25 protein-coding genes and 1 pseudogene are annotated in these 21,025 nt (G+C 35.2%); 18 read left to right on the top strand and 8 right to left on the bottom strand.

The features are described 5' to 3' along the window. The first annotated feature begins 97 nt into the window (after positions 1-97). The 3 genes from KI356_RS06800 (at position 98) to KI356_RS06790 (ending at position 2,656) form a co-directional block, all read left to right on the top strand. Positions 98-1,036 carry a ring-cleaving dioxygenase gene (locus tag KI356_RS06800; RefSeq protein WP_212935106.1) on the top strand — a complete coding sequence of 313 codons (939 nt, stop codon included), beginning with the start codon at positions 98-100 and terminating at the stop codon, positions 1,034-1,036. 32 nt (positions 1,037-1,068) lie between these two features. After that, entirely contained in the window at positions 1,069-1,683 is a 615-nt protein-coding gene (locus KI356_RS06795; protein ID WP_212935108.1) for an alpha/beta hydrolase, read from the top strand. A gap of 178 nt (positions 1,684-1,861) precedes the next feature. Next, positions 1,862-2,656, top strand: coding sequence for a phosphotransferase (locus KI356_RS06790; RefSeq protein ID WP_212935105.1), 795 nt, complete (start codon positions 1,862-1,864; stop codon positions 2,654-2,656). Between the two features lie 143 nt (positions 2,657-2,799). On the opposite strand, the gene KI356_RS06785 is transcribed toward KI356_RS06790, so the two are convergent. Continuing rightward, a complete protein-coding gene (locus tag KI356_RS06785) occupies positions 2,800-4,332 on the bottom strand; it encodes a BA3702 family sensor histidine kinase (protein WP_212935104.1) in 1,533 nt (510 codons plus the stop codon). A gap of 235 nt (positions 4,333-4,567) precedes the next feature. Here KI356_RS06785 and KI356_RS06780 point away from each other — a divergent pair, with 235 nt between their 5' ends. Beyond that, positions 4,568-4,939 carry a VOC family protein gene (locus tag KI356_RS06780; RefSeq protein WP_002121439.1) on the top strand — a complete coding sequence of 124 codons (372 nt, stop codon included), beginning with the start codon at positions 4,568-4,570 and terminating at the stop codon, positions 4,937-4,939. A gap of 20 nt (positions 4,940-4,959) precedes the next feature. On the opposite strand, the gene KI356_RS06775 is transcribed toward KI356_RS06780, so the two are convergent. After that, on the bottom strand, positions 4,960-5,769 hold the full coding sequence (locus KI356_RS06775) for a YitT family protein (RefSeq protein WP_212935103.1): 810 nt from the start codon (positions 5,767-5,769) through the stop codon (positions 4,960-4,962). A 141-nt stretch (positions 5,770-5,910) separates the two neighbouring features. On the opposite strand from KI356_RS06775, the gene KI356_RS06770 reads away from it, so the two are divergent. Genes KI356_RS06770 through KI356_RS06760 form a run of 3 tightly spaced genes read left to right on the top strand, consistent with a single transcriptional unit; the run spans position 5,911 to position 7,451 of the window. Then, positions 5,911-6,714, top strand: a complete 804-nt coding sequence (locus KI356_RS06770; RefSeq protein WP_212935102.1) for a protein phosphatase 2C domain-containing protein — start codon at positions 5,911-5,913, stop codon at positions 6,712-6,714. 15 nt (positions 6,715-6,729) lie between these two features. After that, entirely contained in the window at positions 6,730-7,182 is a 453-nt protein-coding gene (locus KI356_RS06765) for a peptidoglycan recognition protein family protein (RefSeq protein WP_212935101.1), read from the top strand. Positions 7,183-7,199: 17 nt separating this feature from the next. Then, positions 7,200-7,451: a DUF2164 domain-containing protein gene (locus KI356_RS06760; protein ID WP_128282431.1), complete on the top strand. Its 252-nt coding sequence runs from the start codon at positions 7,200-7,202 to the stop codon at positions 7,449-7,451. A gap of 22 nt (positions 7,452-7,473) precedes the next feature. Here the strand turns inward: KI356_RS06760 and KI356_RS06755 are convergent, their stop codons facing one another. Together KI356_RS06755 and KI356_RS06750 are read right to left on the bottom strand one after the other, a co-directional pair. Then, the gene (locus tag KI356_RS06755; protein WP_212935100.1) at positions 7,474-7,686 is read right to left on the bottom strand and encodes a CsbD family protein; all 213 of its coding nucleotides are present in this window, start codon (positions 7,684-7,686) and stop codon (positions 7,474-7,476) included. Positions 7,687-8,012: 326 nt separating this feature from the next. After that, positions 8,013-8,825, bottom strand: a complete 813-nt coding sequence (locus KI356_RS06750) for a GNAT family N-acetyltransferase (RefSeq protein WP_128282429.1) — start codon at positions 8,823-8,825, stop codon at positions 8,013-8,015. Positions 8,826-8,977: 152 nt separating this feature from the next. Here KI356_RS06750 and KI356_RS06745 point away from each other — a divergent pair, with 152 nt between their 5' ends. The 6 genes and pseudogenes from KI356_RS06745 to KI356_RS06720 all read left to right on the top strand — a co-directional run bounded on the left by KI356_RS06745 (position 8,978) and on the right by KI356_RS06720 (position 14,762). Next, positions 8,978-9,181 (top strand): hypothetical protein, encoded by a 204-nt coding sequence (locus KI356_RS06745; RefSeq protein WP_002121420.1) that lies wholly within the window; start codon positions 8,978-8,980, stop codon positions 9,179-9,181. Continuing rightward, a pseudogene (locus KI356_RS28140) lies at positions 9,178-9,605 on the top strand (GNAT family N-acetyltransferase); the annotation flags it as partial. The gene KI356_RS06745 and the pseudogene KI356_RS28140, both read left to right, overlap by 4 nt. Before the next feature lie 233 nt (positions 9,606-9,838). After that, positions 9,839-11,452: a long-chain fatty acid--CoA ligase gene (locus KI356_RS06735; RefSeq protein WP_128282428.1), complete on the top strand. Its 1,614-nt coding sequence runs from the start codon at positions 9,839-9,841 to the stop codon at positions 11,450-11,452. Between the two features lie 123 nt (positions 11,453-11,575). Continuing rightward, positions 11,576-12,151, top strand: a complete 576-nt coding sequence (locus tag KI356_RS06730) for a biotin transporter BioY (RefSeq protein ID WP_088059708.1) — start codon at positions 11,576-11,578, stop codon at positions 12,149-12,151. Positions 12,152-12,214: 63 nt separating this feature from the next. Further along, positions 12,215-13,678: an acyl-CoA synthetase gene (locus KI356_RS06725; protein WP_212935099.1), complete on the top strand. Its 1,464-nt coding sequence runs from the start codon at positions 12,215-12,217 to the stop codon at positions 13,676-13,678. Beyond that, on the top strand, positions 13,671-14,762 hold the full coding sequence (locus KI356_RS06720; RefSeq protein ID WP_212935098.1) for an acetyl-CoA C-acyltransferase: 1,092 nt from the start codon (positions 13,671-13,673) through the stop codon (positions 14,760-14,762). The genes KI356_RS06725 and KI356_RS06720 overlap by 8 nt, the downstream gene beginning before the upstream one ends. Before the next feature lie 8 nt (positions 14,763-14,770). Here KI356_RS06720 and KI356_RS06715 read toward each other — a convergent pair whose 3' ends face one another. Then, a complete protein-coding gene (locus tag KI356_RS06715) occupies positions 14,771-15,352 on the bottom strand; it encodes a DUF6434 domain-containing protein (protein ID WP_212935097.1) in 582 nt (193 codons plus the stop codon). A gap of 104 nt (positions 15,353-15,456) precedes the next feature. Between KI356_RS06715 and KI356_RS06710 the strand changes: the two genes are divergently transcribed. After that, the gene (locus KI356_RS06710; RefSeq protein ID WP_212935096.1) at positions 15,457-15,900 is read left to right on the top strand and encodes an NUDIX hydrolase; all 444 of its coding nucleotides are present in this window, start codon (positions 15,457-15,459) and stop codon (positions 15,898-15,900) included. A gap of 161 nt (positions 15,901-16,061) precedes the next feature. Here KI356_RS06710 and KI356_RS06705 read toward each other — a convergent pair whose 3' ends face one another. After that, positions 16,062-17,264, bottom strand: a complete 1,203-nt coding sequence (locus tag KI356_RS06705; RefSeq protein WP_212935095.1) for an alanyl-tRNA editing protein — start codon at positions 17,262-17,264, stop codon at positions 16,062-16,064. Positions 17,265-17,398: 134 nt separating this feature from the next. On the opposite strand from KI356_RS06705, the gene KI356_RS06700 reads away from it, so the two are divergent. Then, positions 17,399-17,806, top strand: coding sequence for a hypothetical protein (locus tag KI356_RS06700; protein WP_212935094.1), 408 nt, complete (start codon positions 17,399-17,401; stop codon positions 17,804-17,806). A 67-nt stretch (positions 17,807-17,873) separates the two neighbouring features. Continuing rightward, positions 17,874-19,112 (top strand): MDR family MFS transporter, encoded by a 1,239-nt coding sequence (locus KI356_RS06695; RefSeq protein ID WP_212935107.1) that lies wholly within the window; start codon positions 17,874-17,876, stop codon positions 19,110-19,112. 100 nt (positions 19,113-19,212) lie between these two features. Here the strand turns inward: KI356_RS06695 and KI356_RS06690 are convergent, their stop codons facing one another. Beyond that, a complete protein-coding gene (locus tag KI356_RS06690) occupies positions 19,213-19,593 on the bottom strand; it encodes an Hsp20/alpha crystallin family protein (RefSeq protein ID WP_128282420.1) in 381 nt (126 codons plus the stop codon). A gap of 124 nt (positions 19,594-19,717) precedes the next feature. Further along, entirely contained in the window at positions 19,718-19,840 is a 123-nt protein-coding gene (locus KI356_RS06685) for a small acid-soluble spore protein P (RefSeq protein WP_000517651.1), read from the bottom strand. Between the two features lie 121 nt (positions 19,841-19,961). Here KI356_RS06685 and KI356_RS06680 point away from each other — a divergent pair, with 121 nt between their 5' ends. Both KI356_RS06680 and pdaB read left to right on the top strand, forming a co-directional pair. Beyond that, complete coding sequence (locus KI356_RS06680) at positions 19,962-20,225, top strand: hypothetical protein (protein ID WP_128282419.1); 264 nt, start codon at positions 19,962-19,964, stop codon at positions 20,223-20,225. 47 nt (positions 20,226-20,272) lie between these two features. Then, positions 20,273-20,998: a polysaccharide deacetylase family sporulation protein PdaB gene (gene pdaB, locus KI356_RS06675; protein ID WP_128282418.1), complete on the top strand. Its 726-nt coding sequence runs from the start codon at positions 20,273-20,275 to the stop codon at positions 20,996-20,998. Positions 20,999-21,025 lie beyond the last annotated feature (27 nt).

Here is a 21,025-nt window from a genome sequence, read left to right as displayed (position 1 = left end):
AGCATTGCGGATTGAACTTTATCATATGGACAAAATGAATAATGAATTTTAGTAAATAAACGTTTTTTCTAATGAAATAAAAAAGGGCGTGGAGAAAATGGAAAAGAAGACGACGGGAATTCACCATATTACAGCAATCGTAGGCCATCCACAAGAAAATGTAGATTTTTATGCAGGTGTATTAGGGTTGCGTTTAGTAAAACAAACAGTGAATTTTGATGATCCAGGTACGTATCACCTTTACTTTGGAAATGAAGGAGGAAAACCAGGAACTATTATTACATTTTTTCCATGGGCAGGTGCAGAGCAAGGTGTTATTGGAGATGGTCAAGTAGGGATAACTTCTTACGTTGTACCTAAAGGTGCTATGGGATTTTGGGAAAAGAGATTGGAGAAGTTCAATATTTCTTATACAAAAATGACTCGCTTTGGAGAAAAGTATTTGGAATTTGATGATCCACATGGTTTGCATTTAGAGTTAGTTGAAAGAGAAGAAGGCGAATTAAATAATTGGAGTTTTGGAGAAGTTACGTCAGAAGTAGCTATTAAAGGATTTGGTGGTGCGGTTCTTCTATCGGCACAACCTCAAAAAACTGCCGAATTGTTAGAACATGTAATGGGACTTGAAAAAGTTGGAGAAGAGGGAGAGTTTGTGCGGTTCCGTTCTTCAGCTGAAATTGGAAATGTAATTGATTTAAAGATACATTCTATTGGACGCGGGCAAATGGGTGTTGGAACGGTTCACCATATTGCATGGAGAGCTATTGATGATGCCGATCAATTAGACTGGAAAGAGCATGTGTCTCGCTTTGGATATGGTGTAACTCCTGTACAAGATCGAAATTATTTTAATGCAATTTATTTTAGAGAACACGGCGAAATCTTATTTGAAATCGCAACAGATCCTCCTGGTTTCACTCATGATGAACCTTTAGAGACGATGGGTGAGGTATTAAAATTACCAGAGCGATATGATCAGCATAGAAACCAGATTGAACAAGGGTTATTACCAATTGAAGTAAGAGAATTAGACTAATTATATAAGTAATTGAAAGGGGAGAAAAAATGATGAAACATATTTTTCAAAAAGGAAAAGATGAGTCAAAACCAACGCTATTATTGCTTCATGGTACGGGAGGAAATGAATTAGATTTATTACCGTTTGCAGAAAGAATTGATCGGGAAGCTTCTGTATTAAGTGTTCGTGGAAATGTATTAGAAAATGGGATGCCTCGTTTCTTCCGCCGATTAGCAGAAGGTATTTTTGATGAAGAGGATCTTGTTTTCCGTACGAAGGAATTAAATGAATTTTTAAATGAAGCAGCAAAAACATATGAATTTGATAGAGATAATATCGTAGCTGTTGGGTATTCAAATGGAGCAAATATTGCAGCGAGTTTATTATTCCATTATGAAAATGCATTAAAAGGTGCAATTCTTCATCATCCAATGGTCCCAAGAAGAGGGATAGAACTTCCTAATTTAGTAGAGAAAGCAGTGTTTATTGCTGCTGGAACAAATGATCCAATTTGTTCACCTTCTGAGTCAGAGGAATTGAAGATGCTATTAGAAAATGCAAATGCTAATGTAACAATGCATTGGGAAAATAGAGGACATCAATTAACGATGAATGAAGTAGAGAAGGCAACAGAATGGTATGAAAAAATGTTTTCACATGCATAAATAGTAGACTAAATCGAGTGTAAAATCATAAAGATTTTATACTCGATTTTTTTGTTGCAATTTAAGGGGTTAAAAGATAATAGGGAATTTATGTTAAAATATAAAGGGAAGTAAAGAGGTTCCTGGTTTGTTAATGAGCAGGAGTGTCGATTATTCTAATAATGGGGGAAACTATTAGATGGCAAACTACGAAAATGAAGAAATGCTAACGGGAGGGAATGTCTCAAACGTATATCGTTCGGAAGATACTGTTCGACGAGAATTAAAGCAAGGCAGTACCAAAATTCATAAGCTATTAAATCATTTGGAAAACAAAGGTTTTAGTTATGCACCAAAGTTTTTAGGTATTGATGATAAAGATAGAGAGATATTATCATTTATTGAAGGGAAAGCTGGTAATTATCCTTTAAAAGAGTACATGTGGTCTAATGATGTTTTAAAAGAAATAGCGAAGATACTCCGTCTTTATCATGATGCTGTGAGTGATTTTCCTTTATCAGATGATTGGAAACCGATGGATAATACTCCAAATAAAATAGAGGTTGTATGCCACAATGATTTTGCAATATATAATATTATTTTTAATAACGAAAAACCAGTAGGTATTATTGATTTTGATGTTGCTGGTCCTGGACCAAGACTTTGGGACATAGCCTATACTCTTTACACTTGTGTCCCATTAAGTAGAGTTTATTATACGGAAACAGGTGAGGCAGTTTATTATAATTCATTACAGCATGCGGACCGTATAAAACAAAGGGTTAAATTGTTTTTTGAGTCCTATAAAAGTGAGGGTATGAACGAGAATTATTTGGAGATGGTACTTCTACGATTAGAAGGATTATGTAAATACATGAAAAGAAAAGCAAAAGAAGGCGATATGAACTTCCAAAAAATGATAGATGAAGGACACCTTGAACATTATGAAAACGATATTAAATTCATTCGTGAACATGGAAGAGAGTGGATGTAATGGAATACGTTTTATACAAAAATAAAGCTCAGAGTCATATAGGGACTTTGAGCTTTTTAGCGTATTAGTGTAGATGTTTTCCACAATAACTGAACTACTTATAACATCTTGTAGATGCCTTTTACTATATTAATGTAGTATAGTTACGAGTTTGTTACAGGCTGAGATATAGCAATTGGTAATTGGATATCGACAGTTGTTCCTATGTTTAATTCACTTGAAATGAATAATTTCCCGTGATGCTCTTGAATGATTTTATAGCACATCATTAAGCCGAGACCAGTTCCTTTTTCTTTCAAGCTATAAAAAGGTTCGCCAAGACGAGCCATGCGCTCTTCAGGAATCCCACACCCTTCATCGATAATGCGTATTGAAACAAAATCATTTTCTAACGAAGTTGTTTGAATGAATATGTTACCACCATCAGGCATCGCCTCAATCGCATTTTTTAATATGTTAATAAAAACTTGTTTTAATTGATTACTGTCACATTGAATGTCAGAAATATAATCGAAATGGTCCATAATGATATGAACGCTATGCATAATTGCTGTTGGTAAAATAAAAGTTACAACTTCTTCAATTAATGTTTGTACGTTGCATGTATGAATAGATAACACTTGTGGTTTAGACATCGCCATAAACTGGCTTGTTATAGATTCCATTTGTGAAATTTCACTCAGCATAACATCCACATACCATTTATTTTCCTCATTTATTTCTGGATGTAATAATGTTAAAAATCCTTTTAATGAAGTGAGCGGGTTTCTGATTTCATGTGCAATTCCAGCTGTCAGTTGTCCTACTACTGCAAGCTTTTCGGACTTTCGTAATAACTTTTCAGTTTCTTTTAGTTCGGTAACGTCCCTGCCCATCACTATAAGACCTTTGCGTGAGCCATCAGGGTGGAAGAGTGGGACTTTTGAAATACTTAAAACTAGGTCGAAATCATCTCTATGTATAATGAATTCCTCCCCGTGAAGAATTTGTCCTTTTTGCCATGTTAGTTCATCGACTTCTTCACAATGCAAAAAAGCTTCTCGGTACGCTTCATTATATTGAATGAGTTCATTATCTCTTTTTCCATGATAAGGAACGTTATGGAAATTGAAACAAGAAAGTGCATAGTCATTCGCTTCAAGCCAGCGTCCTTCATGATCCTTAAAAATAACAAACGCAGGCATTGAATTCATTAATGTGCGTAATCGTTTCTCACTCTCTTGTAATACTTTCTCAATTCTTTTTGATTTTTCAAGGGGTTTCATAATGGCATATACACCTGTTAAACGGTTTTTAACAAAAATAGGAACTAATTTTGTTACGGCATCTAGTAAATATCCGTCTTTATGATAAATAGAGATGATATACTCTTTCTGATTGTCAGCTGCAGTATTTTTTATGTATTGTAGCACTTGATCAGAAATATGTGCTTCTAAAATAGAAGTGATTGTTTTTCGCTCCAATTCGTTAGAAGTATAACCTAATATTCTTTCAGCAGAGGGGTTAATATGTAAAATAACTCCTTCTAAATTCAATGAAATAATACTATCAGGGTTATGTTCAAAAAGAGATGCATACATTTCTGTTAAAGAACGATTTTGTATATGGTTTCGCAAGCGTCCCGATACGTTTGGGTGACGCTTTTTTTGAGTAGATGAATATTTTTTACGACTCATAATATTTCCTCCGTACAACTGGCATCTAAAAAAGATGAATCTAATAATAACTATAATATAGGTTTGATGTGTATTTCTATAAAAAATGGGAATTACCTAATAAAATTTATTTTCTTGATTTTGGTAAGCGCTATAAAATAAGTAATAAGAGAAGCTTATATTGTTTTATTGATTTTTTGTAAGTTACAGAGATGCGTTTTCGTTATAACATTAGAATAGAAGAGGGGGAAGGAATATGAAAAATTATATTCAAGGAATCGATCATGTACAAGTAGCTGCGCCCGTAGGATGTGAAGAAGAAGCGCGCGAATTTTATGGTAATAAAATTGGTATGGAGGAAATCCCAAAGCCAGAGGAGTTAAAGAAGCGTGGTGGGTGTTGGTTTAAGTGTGGGAATCAAGAGATTCATATCGGAGTTGAGCAAAACTTTAATCCAGCTAAAAAAGCGCATCCAGCTTTTTATGTTTTGAAAATTGATGAATTTAAACAAGAGTTAATAAAGCAAGGTGTTGAAGTAATAGATGATAATGCACGACCAGATGTGATTAGATTTTACGTGTCAGATCCGTTTGGAAATCGAATTGAATTCATGGAAAATAAAAACTAGGTGAAGGTCCACCTAGTTTTTTACGCTTTTCTAAACAATCCTAATACTTCAACAGTCTCCGTAATATTAACGAATGCATGAGGATCAATTTCGGAAATCGTTAGTTTCATACTTGCTAACTCTTCACGAGAAACGACTGTCATAAGTACACGTTTTTTCTCGTTTGAATAAGCACCTTCGCCATCAAGTAACGTAATTCCGCGTACTACAGTTGAAAGAAGCTTTTTTTTCATTTCTTCCGCTTGATTTGTTACAATCATAAGTGTAACTTTGCGATGTTTTGTATGAACGGCATCAATTACTTTACCAGTTACATAAATTGAAAGTAAGCTTGTAAGGGCAACATCCCAAGTGAAGAAAAATCCTGCAATGACAACAACAACTGTATTTAATGCAATAAGGAACCCACCAAGTTTAATATCTCGCTTGCGAGATAACAACATACCGATAATATCAAATCCACCAGTTGAACCATGGCAGTTAAAGACAAGACCAATACCAGCTCCGGCGATGACACCGCCAAATACAGATGATAAAAGTGGATCTGTTGCTACGACTTTTACTGGAACGTAGTATAATGCAACAGATAATACAATTACAGAGACAACTGTGTTAAAAATTACTTTTTTTCCAAGACCTATGTATCCTAAAATAAGGATAGGTAAGTTTAATACGAAGTTAATAATACCTGTGTTTACAGGGGTTACAATCCCTAAAATAATAGCAATTCCGCCAATTCCACTACTTAAAATTTTGTGGGGGATAAGGAAAAGATTAAAGGCAATCGCAATAATAAAAGAACCAATAATAACACCAAGAAATCTGATCATCTCTTTCCCGTCCTTCACTAAAAAATTCATATTATTTCAAGATTATATATGATATTGAAAGTTTTGGGTAAAAACAGTGTATTTTGGAAAATTAGATTAATCTAAATAGTTTGAGTTTTTAAAAGGGAGGGAGATACAGATATGAAGATAGCAATGTACCAACAGAAGAGTCCTTTAAAACAAGAGTGTGAGGATTCATTTTTTTGTAATGAAGATAAAATGATTTACGGTGTATGTGATGGAGCGACACCGCTCGTTCCGTTTTGTGATGAAGAAGGACATAATGGAGCATACATCGCTTCGCATGTATTTGCAAGTCATTTTACTTCGTTACGGGAGATTAATGGTTTACAAGGTGAAGTTGCAAAGGCGAATGAATTATTGCAAAACAAGATGCTAGAGCACAAGGTTGATATGAGAAGAAAAGACCATCTGTGGTGCACATGTATTGCGGCAGTTCAAATAGATAGTGAGAAACTTGAATATGCGCAGCTAGGGGACTGTATGATTGTCGCAATCCTTCGAAATGGAGCGATGCAAGTATTAACGAAAGACACAGTTAATGGAATTAGTAAACGAGCAAAAAAGAAGAGGGAAGAAGATCGTAAAAAAGGTTTATCTGTACCAGAAGAACATGTTTTTCAAGACGTTCGGGAACAGTTAAAATACAATCGTTACCTTGCAAATATGCCAAATGGGTATTCAGTTGCAAATGGGATGAAAGAAGCAATGAATTATTTACAATATGGTGAATTACAAGTAGAAGAATTAAGTGGGATTTTTATTTGTTCAGATGGATTATTCCACCCAGATTGGTCATTAGAACAAACTGTTGTATATATAAGAAAGAATGGAATAGAAGAGTATGTAGCAATCATTGAAAGATTAGAGGGAGAAAAAAGAATAAGACCAGATGACAAAACTCTTATTACGATTGATTTTTAAAAGGAGGAAGTTCAGATGGAAATTAAATGCGCAAATTTAACATTTCAAGATGAGTTAGTTCCTTTAGCAAAGGTAAATAAGTTGATTATCCATCATACGTCAGAAGATGGATGGGATGTGTATAAAACTCATGAATTTCATCAAAAGGTAAGAGGATGGAGTGGGATTGGTTACAATTATTTTATTGATGAAGATGGAACTGTAGTCGAAGGGCGAGGTTTACATATTGGAGCACATGCGAAAGATAATAATAGTGATACAATTGGAATATGTATGATGGGGAATTTTGATAAATATGATCCAACTACTGCACAAATGAATTCATTATATTCTTTATGTAAAATGTTTATGAAGCAGTTTGCCATAGAGAAAGGAAATATACTCGGCCATAGGGAGTTAGAAGGGGTTACAAAAACTTGTCCAGGAAATCGCTTTTCTATGGTAGAGTTAAGAAAAGTATTATCTTAAATATAGAGGAGTAACGAATGATGATGAACATAAAAATACCAACTGATAAAAAAGAAGAGCTTGTGGCACAAATTCAGCAATTTTTCGTTGAAGAAGATTTAGAGGAGATTGGACGTTTCCAAGCAGAACGTTTAATAGAAGAAATGATTAAATTAATTGGACCATTTGCATACAATCAAGCAATTGGAGATGCTAGAAAACTTGTAACTGAGAAGTTATCTAATATTGAAGAAGATTTATATGTGTTAGAGAAGAGTGAGGGTAAATAAAAAAGAGCCAGATGGCTCTTTTTTATTTGTTTTCTTTATGCTCTTTATATTCATATATTTTCTCTTTTACATTACCAACTGTATCTTTAGCAGTGCCTTTCACCTTATCCCATTTTCCTTCGGCTTGTAATTTCTTATTGTCAGTTATTTTTCCGACAACTTCTTTTACTTCACCCTTTACCTTATCGATGGCACCTTCTACTTTTTCTTTTAAACCATGATCATGCTTTGTCATACATTTCTCCTCCTTGTAGTTTGATTAGAATTCTCTTTTCATATTGCAAGTTGAATGATGTATCTAGTAATAGCGTAACAAATCCGGTTTGAATATTCAAATGATTAATAGGATAGAAAAGGAATTGTCATAAAGTGAAACTTTAATCAGTGGGGGTTTTGTTCATCCCCCGCTGATTATTAGCCTTCACCAATCAGGCTTTTACGGGCAGCCCGACCCACACCTAACTTCTTTGCTTTCGCTGAATTTTGAGGTGGGGGTCTTACTGCCCGACGAATAGCGGGATAAAATGTATAAGATTGTAATGAGAAGAGAAAGAATGTTAATTACATGTCTTTCGCAGTCCATATTGATTTCGTATAAGCGATTTTCAAATGAGCGCGTTCCATATTATTTTGACTACCGCTACCAAATCGAGCTTGTCCAACTATTAAATGACAGTCTGTTGCTATAGCTGTTTCTATTCGTTTTTGAATTAATGCAGTATGACAACCTTTACGCTGAAATTCCGGTAAAGTAGCAGAAGCAGCTAATGAGGCGACACCTTTATTTACATACAGTACACCAATGCCTGCAGGGATATTTTGAACTTCAGATATGAAAAAATGCCAGCCTGGTTTATTGTAAAGAACTTCGTTATTTTGATGGACACCATCTTTTGTAAAAGACGGCATATTAAATCCGCGTACATAAATATCTGCAAAAGTATGAAACTCATTTTCTTTCAGTTTGCGTACTGAAATGTTAGACGGAAGAAGTGATGAATCTTCTCTCGGTATACTATATAAAGCAGTATGGAAGCTAGATTGATAAAAACCTTTTTGAGATAAATGTTGAAATAGTTCAGTTGTGCCTTGCGCTGGTGTGATTTCAAAACGGCAAGGAATTTGTAGTGATTGATAATAAGAGATGATTTCATCTATCTCATCTGTATTTGTAAATGTAATGCCTTTTATCGTATTAAAAGCAGGACCAGCAATTACTTTTGATGAAAAGGCAGTGGCATTCCCAAATTTTTTCATTTGTACTTGCATTGGGTTTCCGCTTATTGCTTGTAGTGCTTCTAATCTAGAAGAAAGCATATGTATTTCCGCATTTTCAATTTCTTGTGCTGCATTGACTGTCATAATAGTACTCATAAGATTCCTCCATGAAAAAATATAGTCGTAGTATATATACGATTTTTCTAATAGGATTCCTGTTGTAATGTAAGAGAATAAGAAGGTTTTTGGAAGGGAAATGGAAGTGGACTGTCGAAGGGATGTAGAAACAGATTAAAGGTGGTGCTCTCATGAAACAGAAAGACGTGCAGGCATGCTCTAATTGCGGTTCTCATAACATAGGAGAAGGTGAGTTTGTCGGATATGCACAAATAAGGAAAAAGGAAACGATGTTTACATCATCTCCAGTAGATGCTTATATTTGTACGGATTGTGGCCATATTCTCTCATTAAAAGTACGGAATTATGAAAAGTTTAAGCAGAAGCCGTTATGATTGATAAGAAGTGGTCGTATCCAACGTTGTATACAGAACGTCTTATCTTAAGAAAAATTGATATGAGTGATATTTTACATATATTCGAGTATGCTTCGGATAATAAATTAACAACTTATACTGTATGGGATGAACATCAATCGCTAAATGATACGAAAAGTTTATTTATAAAATCGTGGAACGATATGAGAAAGAAAAAGTCGCTCCTCTTGAAATAGTATTAAAAGAGAGGCAGAAACTCATAGGGACATGTGGATTTATAAGTTATGATTCAACTATACATAAATCGGAAATTGCCTACGCCTTATCGCGTAAATATTGAGGGGGAAGGATTAGCTACGGAGGCTTCGTTAGCTTTTTTAGCTATGGTTTTAATGAGTTACACCTTGATAGCATTGGAGCGGGATGTGATTCGGAAAATAAAGAATATAGCACTCGATTCATTTTTAAACTAAAAAAGAAAGTAAGAAAAAAATAGATAGTTTATAAATAAGAGAAAAACATGTTTCGAATCGTTGTATTCAAAACATGTTTTTTATTGTTTGAATTATTTCCAAAGGAATAATTCAGAAAATACTGAAAAATATCGTAAATATTTGTAGAAGTCTGTTATAATATATGAAAATGAAAACGCTTTAAAGGGAGGATGTAAACAATATGATGATGAATGTACCTCTAACAATTAGTTCTATGATGGAAAGGGCAGAAAAGCTATTCCCAAAGAAAGAAATCATTTCACGGACACATGATACAGTTACGACATTAACGTATAAGCAGCTAGGGGAAAGAACGAGAAGACTTTCAAGTGCGTTAAAAAAGCTTGGGATTAAAGAAGGCGAGCGCATAGGAACGTTAGCATGGAATCATCATCGACATGTAGAAGCATATTTTGCTATTCCAGGTATTGCTTCCGTTTTACACACAATTAATATTCGTTTATCTCCCCAACATATTTCATACATTATTCAACATGCAGAAGATCGTATTTTACTTATTGATGAAGATCTTGTACCACTTATTGAGAATATCCAGTCTGAATTATCGACTGTACAGGCATACATTATTATGACTGATAAAGATGAGCTCCCGAAAACTACACTTCAGCCTGTATATCATTATGAGAAACTTTTAGAAGAAGGCGACCCAAATTTCCAGTTTGTTAAAGATATTGATGAAACTACACCAGCTGGTATGTGTTATACGTCAGCGACTACAGGAAATCCGAAAGGTGTTGTTTATACACATCGTAGTACAGTGTTGCACTGTATGGCACTCGGGTTAGCGGACACGACAGCTTTATCGGAAAGTGATGCAGCAATGGCTATTGTGCCAATGTTTCATGTGAACGCTTGGGGACTTCCTTTTGCGGCTACTTGGTTTGGGGCAAAACAAGTTCTTCCGGGGCCGATGTTTACTCCGAAAATTTTATTAGAAATGATTCAAACTGAAAAAGTAACGATAGCTGCGGGTGTGCCGACAATTTGGCTCGGTGTTTTACAAGAGTTAGAAAATAATAGTTACGATTTATCTAGTATTACGAGAATATTATGCGGTGGTGCAGCTGCACCAAAAAGTGTTATTAAAGCGTTTGAGCAAAAATATAATGTTCCTTTCGTACATGCATATGGCATGACTGAAACGAGTCCACTCGTAACGCTTGCACGTCTAAAAAGCTATGAAACAGATTTGGCGTATGAAGAACAACTTGAGATAAGATCGAAGCAAGGATATCTTGTCCCTGGTGTAGAAATGAAAGTAGTCGGTACAAATGGTGAAGTGAAGTGGGATGGTACGGAGATGGGAGAACTATGTTTACGAGCGCCATGGATCGCTGCAAGCTATTATAACGATGAGCGTACTGTCGAAGGTTTTCGTGACGGTTGGTTATATACAGGAGATGTCGTTACGGTTGACGAGGAAGGCTGCGTAAAGATTGTTGATCGTACGAAGGATGTTATTAAAAGCGGTGGAGAATGGATTTCCTCAGTTGACCTTGAAAATGCTCTAATGGCACATGACGCTATATTTGAAGCGGCTGTCGTTGCAGTTCCTCATCCGCAGTGGCAAGAGCGACCAGTTGCCTGCGTTGTTCAAAAGAAAAATAGTAATGTTACAAAAGAAGAACTATATGAGTTTTTAAAACCACAGTTTGCAAAGTGGTGGTTACCGGACGATATTGTATTTATGGAGGAAATTCCGAAAACATCTGTTGGGAAGTTTTTAAAACAGGCGCTTAGGAAAGAACTTGAGCATTTGCATAAAGAGAAATAATTGAATCTCCATTTGTAAACTTATGATAAAACCAAGTTGACAAAAAGTGAATTGAAAGATAATATAATTCTTGTAATATGTTATCTGAAATTCACTTTAAGTTTACAAATAGGAGAAGCAAACATGAATACAAAAAATTTAGTTTTCGTCGCTTTATTTAGTTCTATTATGGGAGTGTTAGGGTTAATCCCTCCGATTGCTCTTTCTATTACACCAGTTCCGATTACTTTACAATCACTTGGAGTTATGCTTGCGGGTGGACTGTTAGGATCACGTCTTGGAGCACTAAGTCAACTCATTTTCTTACTTATTGTAGGAGTTGGTGCACCATTACTTGCGGGTGGACGTGGTGGTCCAAGTGTATTTGTTGGGCCAAGTGCAGGATATTTACTTGGTTATATTGTAGGAGCATTTGTAATTGGTTATTTAATTGAGCGTTTACGTGAAGTTTCTATTATAAAAGTATTATGCATTAATATAATTGGTGGTATTTTCGTAGTTTATGTATTTGGTATCATTGTACAAGCTTTCGTAATGGATATTTCCGTATGGGAAACGATGAAAGTAAGTGTCGTATTTTTACCAGGTGATTGTATAAAAGCGATTATAGCAGCAATTCTCGTGACGAGATTACATCGTTCATTGAAACATATTATTACGCCTGCTTTGAAGAATAGAAAATATACAAATGCGGGATAAGAGAGAAGAAACACGCTAATTGCGTGTTTCTTTTTATTATTTTGTAAAGAAAGGACGTTTCATATGGGGATTACAAAAGAATACAAAAAGCATGCCTCTTTACAACCAAATAAAATAGCGATTAAGGAAAATGATAGAATTTTAACATATAAAGAGTGGTTCGAGTCAGTTTGTAAAATAGCAAACTGGTTGAATGAAAAAGAATCGAAGAATAAAACTATAGCAATTGTATTAGAAAATCGCATGGAGTTTTTACAACTATTTGCTGGTGCTGCAATGGCTGGATGGGTTTGTGTGCCATTAGATATAAAATGGAAACGAGATGAACTTAAAGAAAAAATAGCGATTAGTAAACCGGAGATTATTGTGGCGGAGCAGTATAGGCTCAATGATATATCCTGCGAAGAAGGAAGGATTATTGAGATTGAAGAATGGAAAGAAATGATTGAGAACTATCTTCCTACATATCATCCTGTAGAAAATGTACAAAACGTTCCTTTTTATATGGGATTTACATCAGGATCGACTGGAAAAGCAAAAGCGTTTTTACGTGCTCAACAGTCATGGGTACATAGTTTTGATTGTAATGTATATGATTTTTATATGAAAAATACAGATTCTATTTTAATAGCTGGGACGCTTGTTCACTCTTTATTCTTATATGGAGCAATAAGTGCATTATTTTTAGGGCAAACGGTACACATAATGAGAAAGTTTGTACCAGTTCAAGTACTATCTAGTATAAAGATAGAGAATATTTCTGTAATGTATACAGTTCCTACAATGCTTGAGTCTTTGTATAAAGAAAATAAAGTAATTGAAAGTGAAATGAAAATTATTTCATCAGGAGCGAAATGGGAAGCTGAAGCGAAAGAAAAGATGAAGAATATGTTTCCTTATGCAAAAAGATATGAATTTTATGGTGCATCGGAGCTAAGCTTTGTAACGGCATTGGTCGATAAAGAGAGTGAAAGAAAGCCGAATTCAGTAGGGAAACCTTGTCATAATGTACAAGTTCGAATATGTAATGAAGTAGGAGAAGAAGTACAGGTAGGCGAGGTAGGAACTGTTTATGTAAAAAGTGATCAGCTTTTTATGGGCTATGTATTGGATGGAGCTATAATCCCGCAATTGTCCAAGGATGGTTGGATGACAGTGCAGGATGTGGGTTACCAAGATGAAGAAGGATTTATATATATTGTTGGTAGAGAGAAGAACATGATTTTATTTGGAGGAATCAATATTTACCCAGAAGAGATAGAAAGTTTGTTATATACGCATCCAACTGTTGAAGAAATTGTTGTAGTTGGTGTGAAAGATAATTATTGGGGTGAAAAGCCTGTCGCTATCGTAAAAGGAAGTGCTACGAAGCAACAATTAAAGAGTTTTTGCTTACAACGATTATCCTCTTTTAAAATACCGAAAGAATGGCATTTTGTTGATGAAATACCTTATACAAATAGCGGGAAGATTGCTCGTGTTGCAGCAAAAAATATGATTGAAAACCAGGAGAAGATATATGAATAGAGCGGTTATTGTAGAAGCGAAAAGGACACCTATTGGTAAGAGGAATGGGATGTTAAAAGACTATGAAGTTCAGCAATTATCAGCGCCGCTTCTTACATTTTTAAGTAAAGGAATTGAGAGAGAAATAGACGATGTTATATTAGGGAATGTTGTTGGACCAGGAGGGAATATTGCGAGATTATCTGCTTTAGAAGCAGGACTTGGTTATCATATTCCGGGTGTAACGATTGACCGGCAATGTGGTGCCGGATTGGAAGCGATTCGCACCGCATGTCATTTCATTCAAGGCGGAGCAGGTAATTGTTATATTGCAGGGGGAGTAGAGAGTACAAGTACATCACCTTTTCAAAATAGAGCGCGATTTTCACCGGCAACAATTGGCGATCCTGATATGGGAGTAGCGGCTGAATATGTTGCAGAACGTTATAACATCACGAGAGAAATGCAAGACGAGTATGCTTGCCTCAGTTATAAACGAACATTGCAAGCATTAGAAAAAGGATATATACATGATGAAATATTGTCTTTTAATGGATTGTTAGATGAACCTATAAAGCCAGAAATGAATTATGAACGAATTATTAAAAGAACAAAACCCGCATTTTTACAAAATGGTACAGTAACGGCAGGGAATTCATGTGGTGTAAACGACGGGGCGTGTGCAGTTCTTGTAATGGAAGAGGGGCAAGCACGAAAATTAGGATACAAGCCTGTACTTCGTTTCGTTCATAGTGCTGTAGTTGGAGTGGATCCAAATCTTCCGGGAACTGGTCCGATATTTGCGGTGAACAAATTATTAAACGAAATGAATGTAAAAATAGAAGACATCGACTACTTTGAAATAAATGAAGCATTCGCCTCAAAAGTTGTTGCCTGTGCAAAGGAGTTACAAATTCCGTATGAAAAGTTAAATGTAAATGGTGGCGCAATTGCGCTCGGTCATCCGTACGGTGCATCTGGTGCTATGCTTGTAACGCGCTTGTTTTATCAGGCGAAAAGAGAGCATATGAAATATGGAATTGCGACATTAGGAATTGGTGGTGGGATAGGGCTTGCTCTATTATTTGAGAAAGTAGAAGACTAGTAAGATAACTAGTTTTCTACTTTTTGAGGAACATAAACGTTACTACCAGGTTTTGCTTTTATTTCGTTCCAAGCAGCGATAGCATCAGCTTTTGATTTTCCTTTGCTATATGGGTCTTCAAAAAAAGCACGCGTAAAACGATTGTATTCAAATTGTGTACCGATAGTTGTTTTATAGGATGGGTCTTTTTTACGTTCGTTTTCTTCGTACCAAAACGTTATCGCGTCTTCATATGTTTTTCCAACATTCTCTTTAAAAAACTTTTGAAGAGCTACTGTAAAGCGGAAGTTTGCTCCGATTTTTTCTTTGAAAAAAGCACGAACATCTTCGCTACAGCGGTGATTGTTAGTAATAACAGTTTGAAGGGAAAGGTCTTTATAGGATAGGGAGGCTTTACTCACCTTTTGACCGGAGCTGTTTTTTAATATTTTACCAGTAGTTAAATAATGGGAGATACGCTCGGTTATTTCGATCTTAGAGCCACTAGCTGGCAAATCATGTTCACGACAAAATGTTTGCAGTTCTGCTTTTAACCAATAATAGTTTTGGAAATCTTCAAGTGATATAGACTTTGTTAAAGGTGGACGCATGAATGTAACAACTTCTTTCTTCCATAATTTTCTTTAATTATAAAACATACGTTCTTTTTGTGGAAGGATTAATTTGTAAATATAATGGGAAGAGGAGATTACATATGGAAAATGTAATGCAAGTTCGTGTTACCGGAATTTTAACTGAAGATGAAAAGGTGTTACTAGTAAAGCAAAAAGTTGCTAATCGCAATTGGTCTTTACCTGGAGGAAGGGTAGAGAATGGTGAGACGTTAGAGGAAGCAATGATTCGGGAAATGCGAGAAGAAACAGGGTTAGAAGTTAAAATTAAGAAGCTACTCTATGTTTGTGATAAACCAGATGCTAGCCCATCTTTATTGCATATTACGTTTCTGCTTGAAAGGATTACAGGGGAAATTACGCTTCCGTCTAATGAATTTGATCTCAACCCAATTCATGATGTACAAATGGTAGCGATAGAAGAATTAAGTAGTTATGGTTTTTCTGATAAATTTACTAAACTTGCATCTGAAAACTTCTTGAATGCAGGAAGTTATCAAGGTTTAAAACAAAATATTGGTTTGTAAATATCAACTACTTAGAATACCGATTTTTGTCGGTAAATCGATATCTCTTGTCGAAATGTCGTTCCTGTAATTTCATTTACCGTATTACTATGTAGGATGCAAAAAAATAAGGAGATGTCTCTAGTTTGAAATTTGACTAGACGCCATCTCCTTAAAATGTTTTACACTGCTGACTGTAAAGAAGAAACAAGTTGATTTAAAAACTCATCCCCAGCCATAATCGCTTTTCCACCACCACGAGCACTCTTTTTATTTCCTCCGCCTTTTCCTTCAATTGTAGGAAGGGCCTCTTTTAAAAGAGCATTCATATCGAGTGTCACTGCTTTACCACAAGCAAGAATACATTGTAATTTGTCCTCATTTTCAATAACGAAGTATGTAATTGCATGTTCTTGTTGTTCTGTAATAATAGCAGACAGTTTTGCAATTTCTTGCATAGAGCGGTTTGTAAATACTTTAGAAATAAGTATTCCACCGTGTATTTCTGCAGACTGTTGCAGTAGTTCATTTGCCTCTGCAAATAATAATTTTTCATTCATTGCTTGTATTGCTTTTTCGTTTTCTTTTTGAGAAGTAAGAAGTTGTGTTACTTTTGCTGGAATATCAGTGTCGTTACTGTTTAATTGTTTAGAAACATCTTTCATAATTTGTTGCTGTTGCCCCATTAATTTAAGTGTGCGCCAACCAGAGACAAACGTTAAGCGTATACCACCTTTATTGCGTTCCCATCCTAGTACTTGAATAGGACCTACTTCACCAGTGTGTTTCGGATGCGTTCCGCCACAGCCGTTGTAATCATAATTTTCGATAATAACAACGCGTATATTTTCTGTCATAGTCGGTTCTTTACGAAGAGGTAATGTTTTCGCTTCTTCTAAGTTCATCCACTCTATACGAATTGGATGGTTTTCAAAAACAATTTTGTTCGCAATTTGCACTGCCTTTGCAACTGTTTCCGTAGGAAGATTTTCCGTTTCTAAATCAATTGTTACCGTTTCTTTTCCGAGGTGGAACCCAATTGTTGGTATGTTAAAATGATCCCAAAAAGCAGCAGATAAAATGTGCTGAGCTGTATGTTGCTGCATATGATCAAAACGGCGATTCCAATCTATTTTACCCTCTACTTCTTCTGTATGTAATTGTTCTACTATGAAATGACGAATTTCTCCATCTACTTCTTCAACGTTACTTACCGGAATACCATTTAAAGTTCCAGTGTCGTTTGGTTGTCCGCCGCCTGTTGGATAAAATGCAGTTTCATTTAAGACAACATATAAGTTTCCTTCTGTACAATAATCTTGCTTTATAACTTTAGTAGTAAAGTCTTTCTTATAAGCGTCGATGTAATATAATTTTTGCTCCAATTTTCTTTCCCCTTTCGTGTTAGCTAGTTTCATTGTAAAGCAATTGAAATTAGTTTCCTAATATTTCAGAAGAAAGAAACTATTTTTAGAATTTTCTTGCTATAATAGGAAGAAAATGCGGGGGTGGAATAAATATGTCATATGAAAACGGCGTAGATAAACTGCTTAGTTTAAGCAGAAATATTTCTGAATTATATCGAGAACTAAATGAAATGACCCGGATTTTAACGGACTGTAACCGAGAAAGTGTGAAATTTGATCGGTTATATGTAAAGGAGTTACTTTGGAAGAAAGAAGATGTACTAGAAAAATATGACCAACTACTTGTACAACTGTGCATTAATGAATGCTTTGATTTAAAAAGTGTCATTACAGGAGAATATAGGTATACATACGAAGAAGTAGAAAACATAGTTTTACAATTTAATGAAAAGTATAATGTCGCAATTTTAATTAAAGATGTTTGTAAAGAATTACAGTTTACATATGGAATTGATATGGATATAACGAGAACAACTCGAGTATCAACAGCTCAAGTATAAAAAGGGAAAAGAAAGCAGATCCTTTGCTTTCTTTTTTTATGTAAGAACAGGGAGAGTAGGTTTGAAGATGAAGGGGAAGTTGCAAAATATTCATCCGTTAGGAATGACAATTATAATAGGGACTTTATTTGCGAGGTTTGCCACGTCAATGAGTATTCCTTTTTTAGCAATTTATTTAACGACTGTTAAAGGCGTATCGGCTGGAATGACGGGTGCTATTATCGGAACGAGTGCACTTGTTGGGGTGTTTGCTAGTTTTATCGGAGGGAATTTATCGGATCGGTTCGGCCGAAATATGATTATAATATGGTCCATGATCGCTTGGGTGTTTGTATTTATAGGTTTTTCAGTTGCAAATCATGTTTTAAGTTTCTTTTTATTAAATGCTTTGAATGGATTATGTCGGTCTTTTTTTGAACCGACGTCAAGAGCATTATTATCAGATTTAACGAAACCAGAGTATCGTTTACTCGTATATAATTTGCGTTACGGTGCAATCAATGTTGGAGTAGCGATTGGCCCACTTGTCGGATTACAGATTGGAAGCGCAAAATCAACAATTCCTTTTTTAGTAGCAGCTGGAGTATACATTTTATATACAGCTATATTGGCATTCCAATTTAAGAAGTATCCACTGGAACGAAAGAAAATAAATAAAGAAAAGCCTGTTACAATGTTAAATGCAATTCGTATTTTGCGAAAGGATGTAGTATTTTTAGTTGCTTTAGTCGGGATTATTTTGAGTAATTGTGGCTTTTCCCATTTAACGACGACAGTATCTCAATATTTTGCAAATGCACATATATTCCAGGATGGAGTGAAGTTGTTCTCATATATGCTAGCTTTAAATGCAATTACGGTAGTAGTTATTCAATACCCTGTTATTCAAATGTGTAAAAAGTATACGCCATTAGCGTCTATTATGGTTGGAACGTTATTTGTGAGCGGGGGATTATTTGGATTTGGACTAGTAGAATCCATGTTAGGGGCAGCTATTTGCACAATTATTTTTACAATTGGAGAAGTTCTCATGTTTTCAATGACGGATGTATTTATAGATGGTATAGCTGTTTCACATTTAAAAGGAACGTATTTTGGAGCAATGGGGTTTTCAGGAATTGGAGCAGTAATTGGTCCATGGCTTGGGGGAGTACTTCTCGATTACTACGGTTATCAAAATGGATTTATTGTCTTTTCAGCGCTAGCTATATTTTCAACTGTAGCATTTCCTGTACTTTTAGTTACAAAAGGTTTATTGAAAAAAAGAGATGATAGAAATTGTAATTTAGAATTACATGCGAAATAAAATAAGCCCCAGCAGACGACTGGGGCTTATTTTTGTATTCATCCCGCTATTTGCGGGCAGTAAAACTCCCATTGATTAAAGTTTCACTTTATTTTAACTTTCAATTTGAAAAAAGAACTTTCTTTTCATCCGTATTAGCAACTTCATTTTTGGAAATATGAATGGCTAAAAATCCATTCTCTGAGCAGGCTAGCATCTTCTTATAAATAATATTAGCGGGTAAAGGAATAATCCGCTGTAAAGCAGTATTTTTATGAAGTATGCAAATGTTTAGGCCTGTCTCCATCTTTTTAATGAGTACATTTTGTTCAGTCACATTTGGTACATCTGTTTCCAAAATGTATTCTTGTTCAGTTTCACAAAGGTCAATATGAATTTGATTTGGAAAACTAAAATTACTACAAGAATCGGAACAAAATTGATCCATCCATTCTTCGAAACCATCAACATGAAAAAGACAATCCTTCTTTTTCTTGCCCATGTAAGACACCCTCCGTAAAATCTCAATTCATACTATGTTATGCATGAACGAAGTAGGGGTGAAGAATAAATGGAAAAATATAAACATTGTATGTGGTAAAGGTAGCTAGTGTGAATGCTTTGTTCTACATATCATGATGTGCATGATTTTTTTGGCGTGAATGGTTACGGTTTTTTACTTTATGAGATCCGCTTAATGGTTCAGGTTGTCCTTTTTTTTCTTTAGATTCGCGATTGTTTTTTCCCATTGTATGTGACACCTCCTCTTTCTCTTTAGAATGAGAGAAGTTTGCGAATTTATACGAGAATGTTTTTAGAAAAAAAGGTAAAGATAAAGGGGACTAACTATTACAGAAAGGGGAAAGTATAATGCCATATCATAAAGATAAGCAACAAGCTTTTCAAGCAGCACAGCAAGGAGTTGTTCAAGCGGAAAATACATTCAATAATATTGTGAAAAATGATCCGAATTACGGTCATGACTTAAAAGAGTTGCGCCAAGAAGTTCAGGAGGCGTACGAACAGATTCAAAATGCACTTGAAGTAGCATCAGAAACGCAGCGTCCACAACTTGAGCAATATGAAAGTAATCTCCAAAATATAATGCAAAACGTCGATCAATTAGAAAAGTGAAAGAAGGTTGTTGTGAGTTCAGCAACCTCAAAACTTTGGGCGCTAATATGCAGAAACAAAAAATTATTTTACTAATTTTTTCTTTAATTTGTGCAGTACATATATTTCAAGTGGATAAAGTGGAAGCTAAAATGTTGTTAAGAAAAGAGTTAGAGCCAACTGGCTATGTAACGTGGGAAGTGCCAAATAATGAAAAGGTCATTGCAATCACATTTGATGATGGACCAGATCCAACATACACGCCGCAAATTCTAGATTTATTACATCAATATCAGGCAGAAGCGACTTTTTTTATGATTGGATTTCGAGTTCAGCGTAATCCATATCTAGTAAAGCAAGTGTTGAAAGAAGGACATGAAGTTGGAAATCATACGATGAATCATTTGTATGCGAGCAATTCATCAGATGAAAAATTAGAAGATGATATTTTAAATGGAAAGAAATATTTTGAAAAATGGGCGAAAGAACCTTTATTGTTCCGTCCCCCAGGTGGATATATTAATGATGCTGTATTTACTACGGCAAAAAAAGCTGGGTATCAAATTGTTCTATGGTCATGGCATCAAGACCCTCGTGATTGGGCGAATCCAGGTACAGAATCCATTGTAAATCATGTTGTGAAAAATGCTAAAAGTGGAGATATTGTACTGTTGCACGATGGAGGAAGTGATCGTAGTCAAACAGTGGCGGCATTAGCAAAAATTTTACCTGAGCTGAAAAAGCAGGGGTATCGATTTGTAACAGTTTCAGAGTTGTTACGTTATAAACATTAGAGAAAACCCCAAAAGGTGCACCTTTTG

The sequence above is a fragment of the Bacillus hominis genome, assembly GCF_018332515.1.
GTDB lineage: Bacteria > Bacillota > Bacilli > Bacillales > Bacillaceae_G > Bacillus_A > Bacillus_A hominis.
The sequence above is the reverse complement of the archived record's forward strand: the minus strand, read 5'-3'. Positions and strand labels throughout refer to the sequence as shown.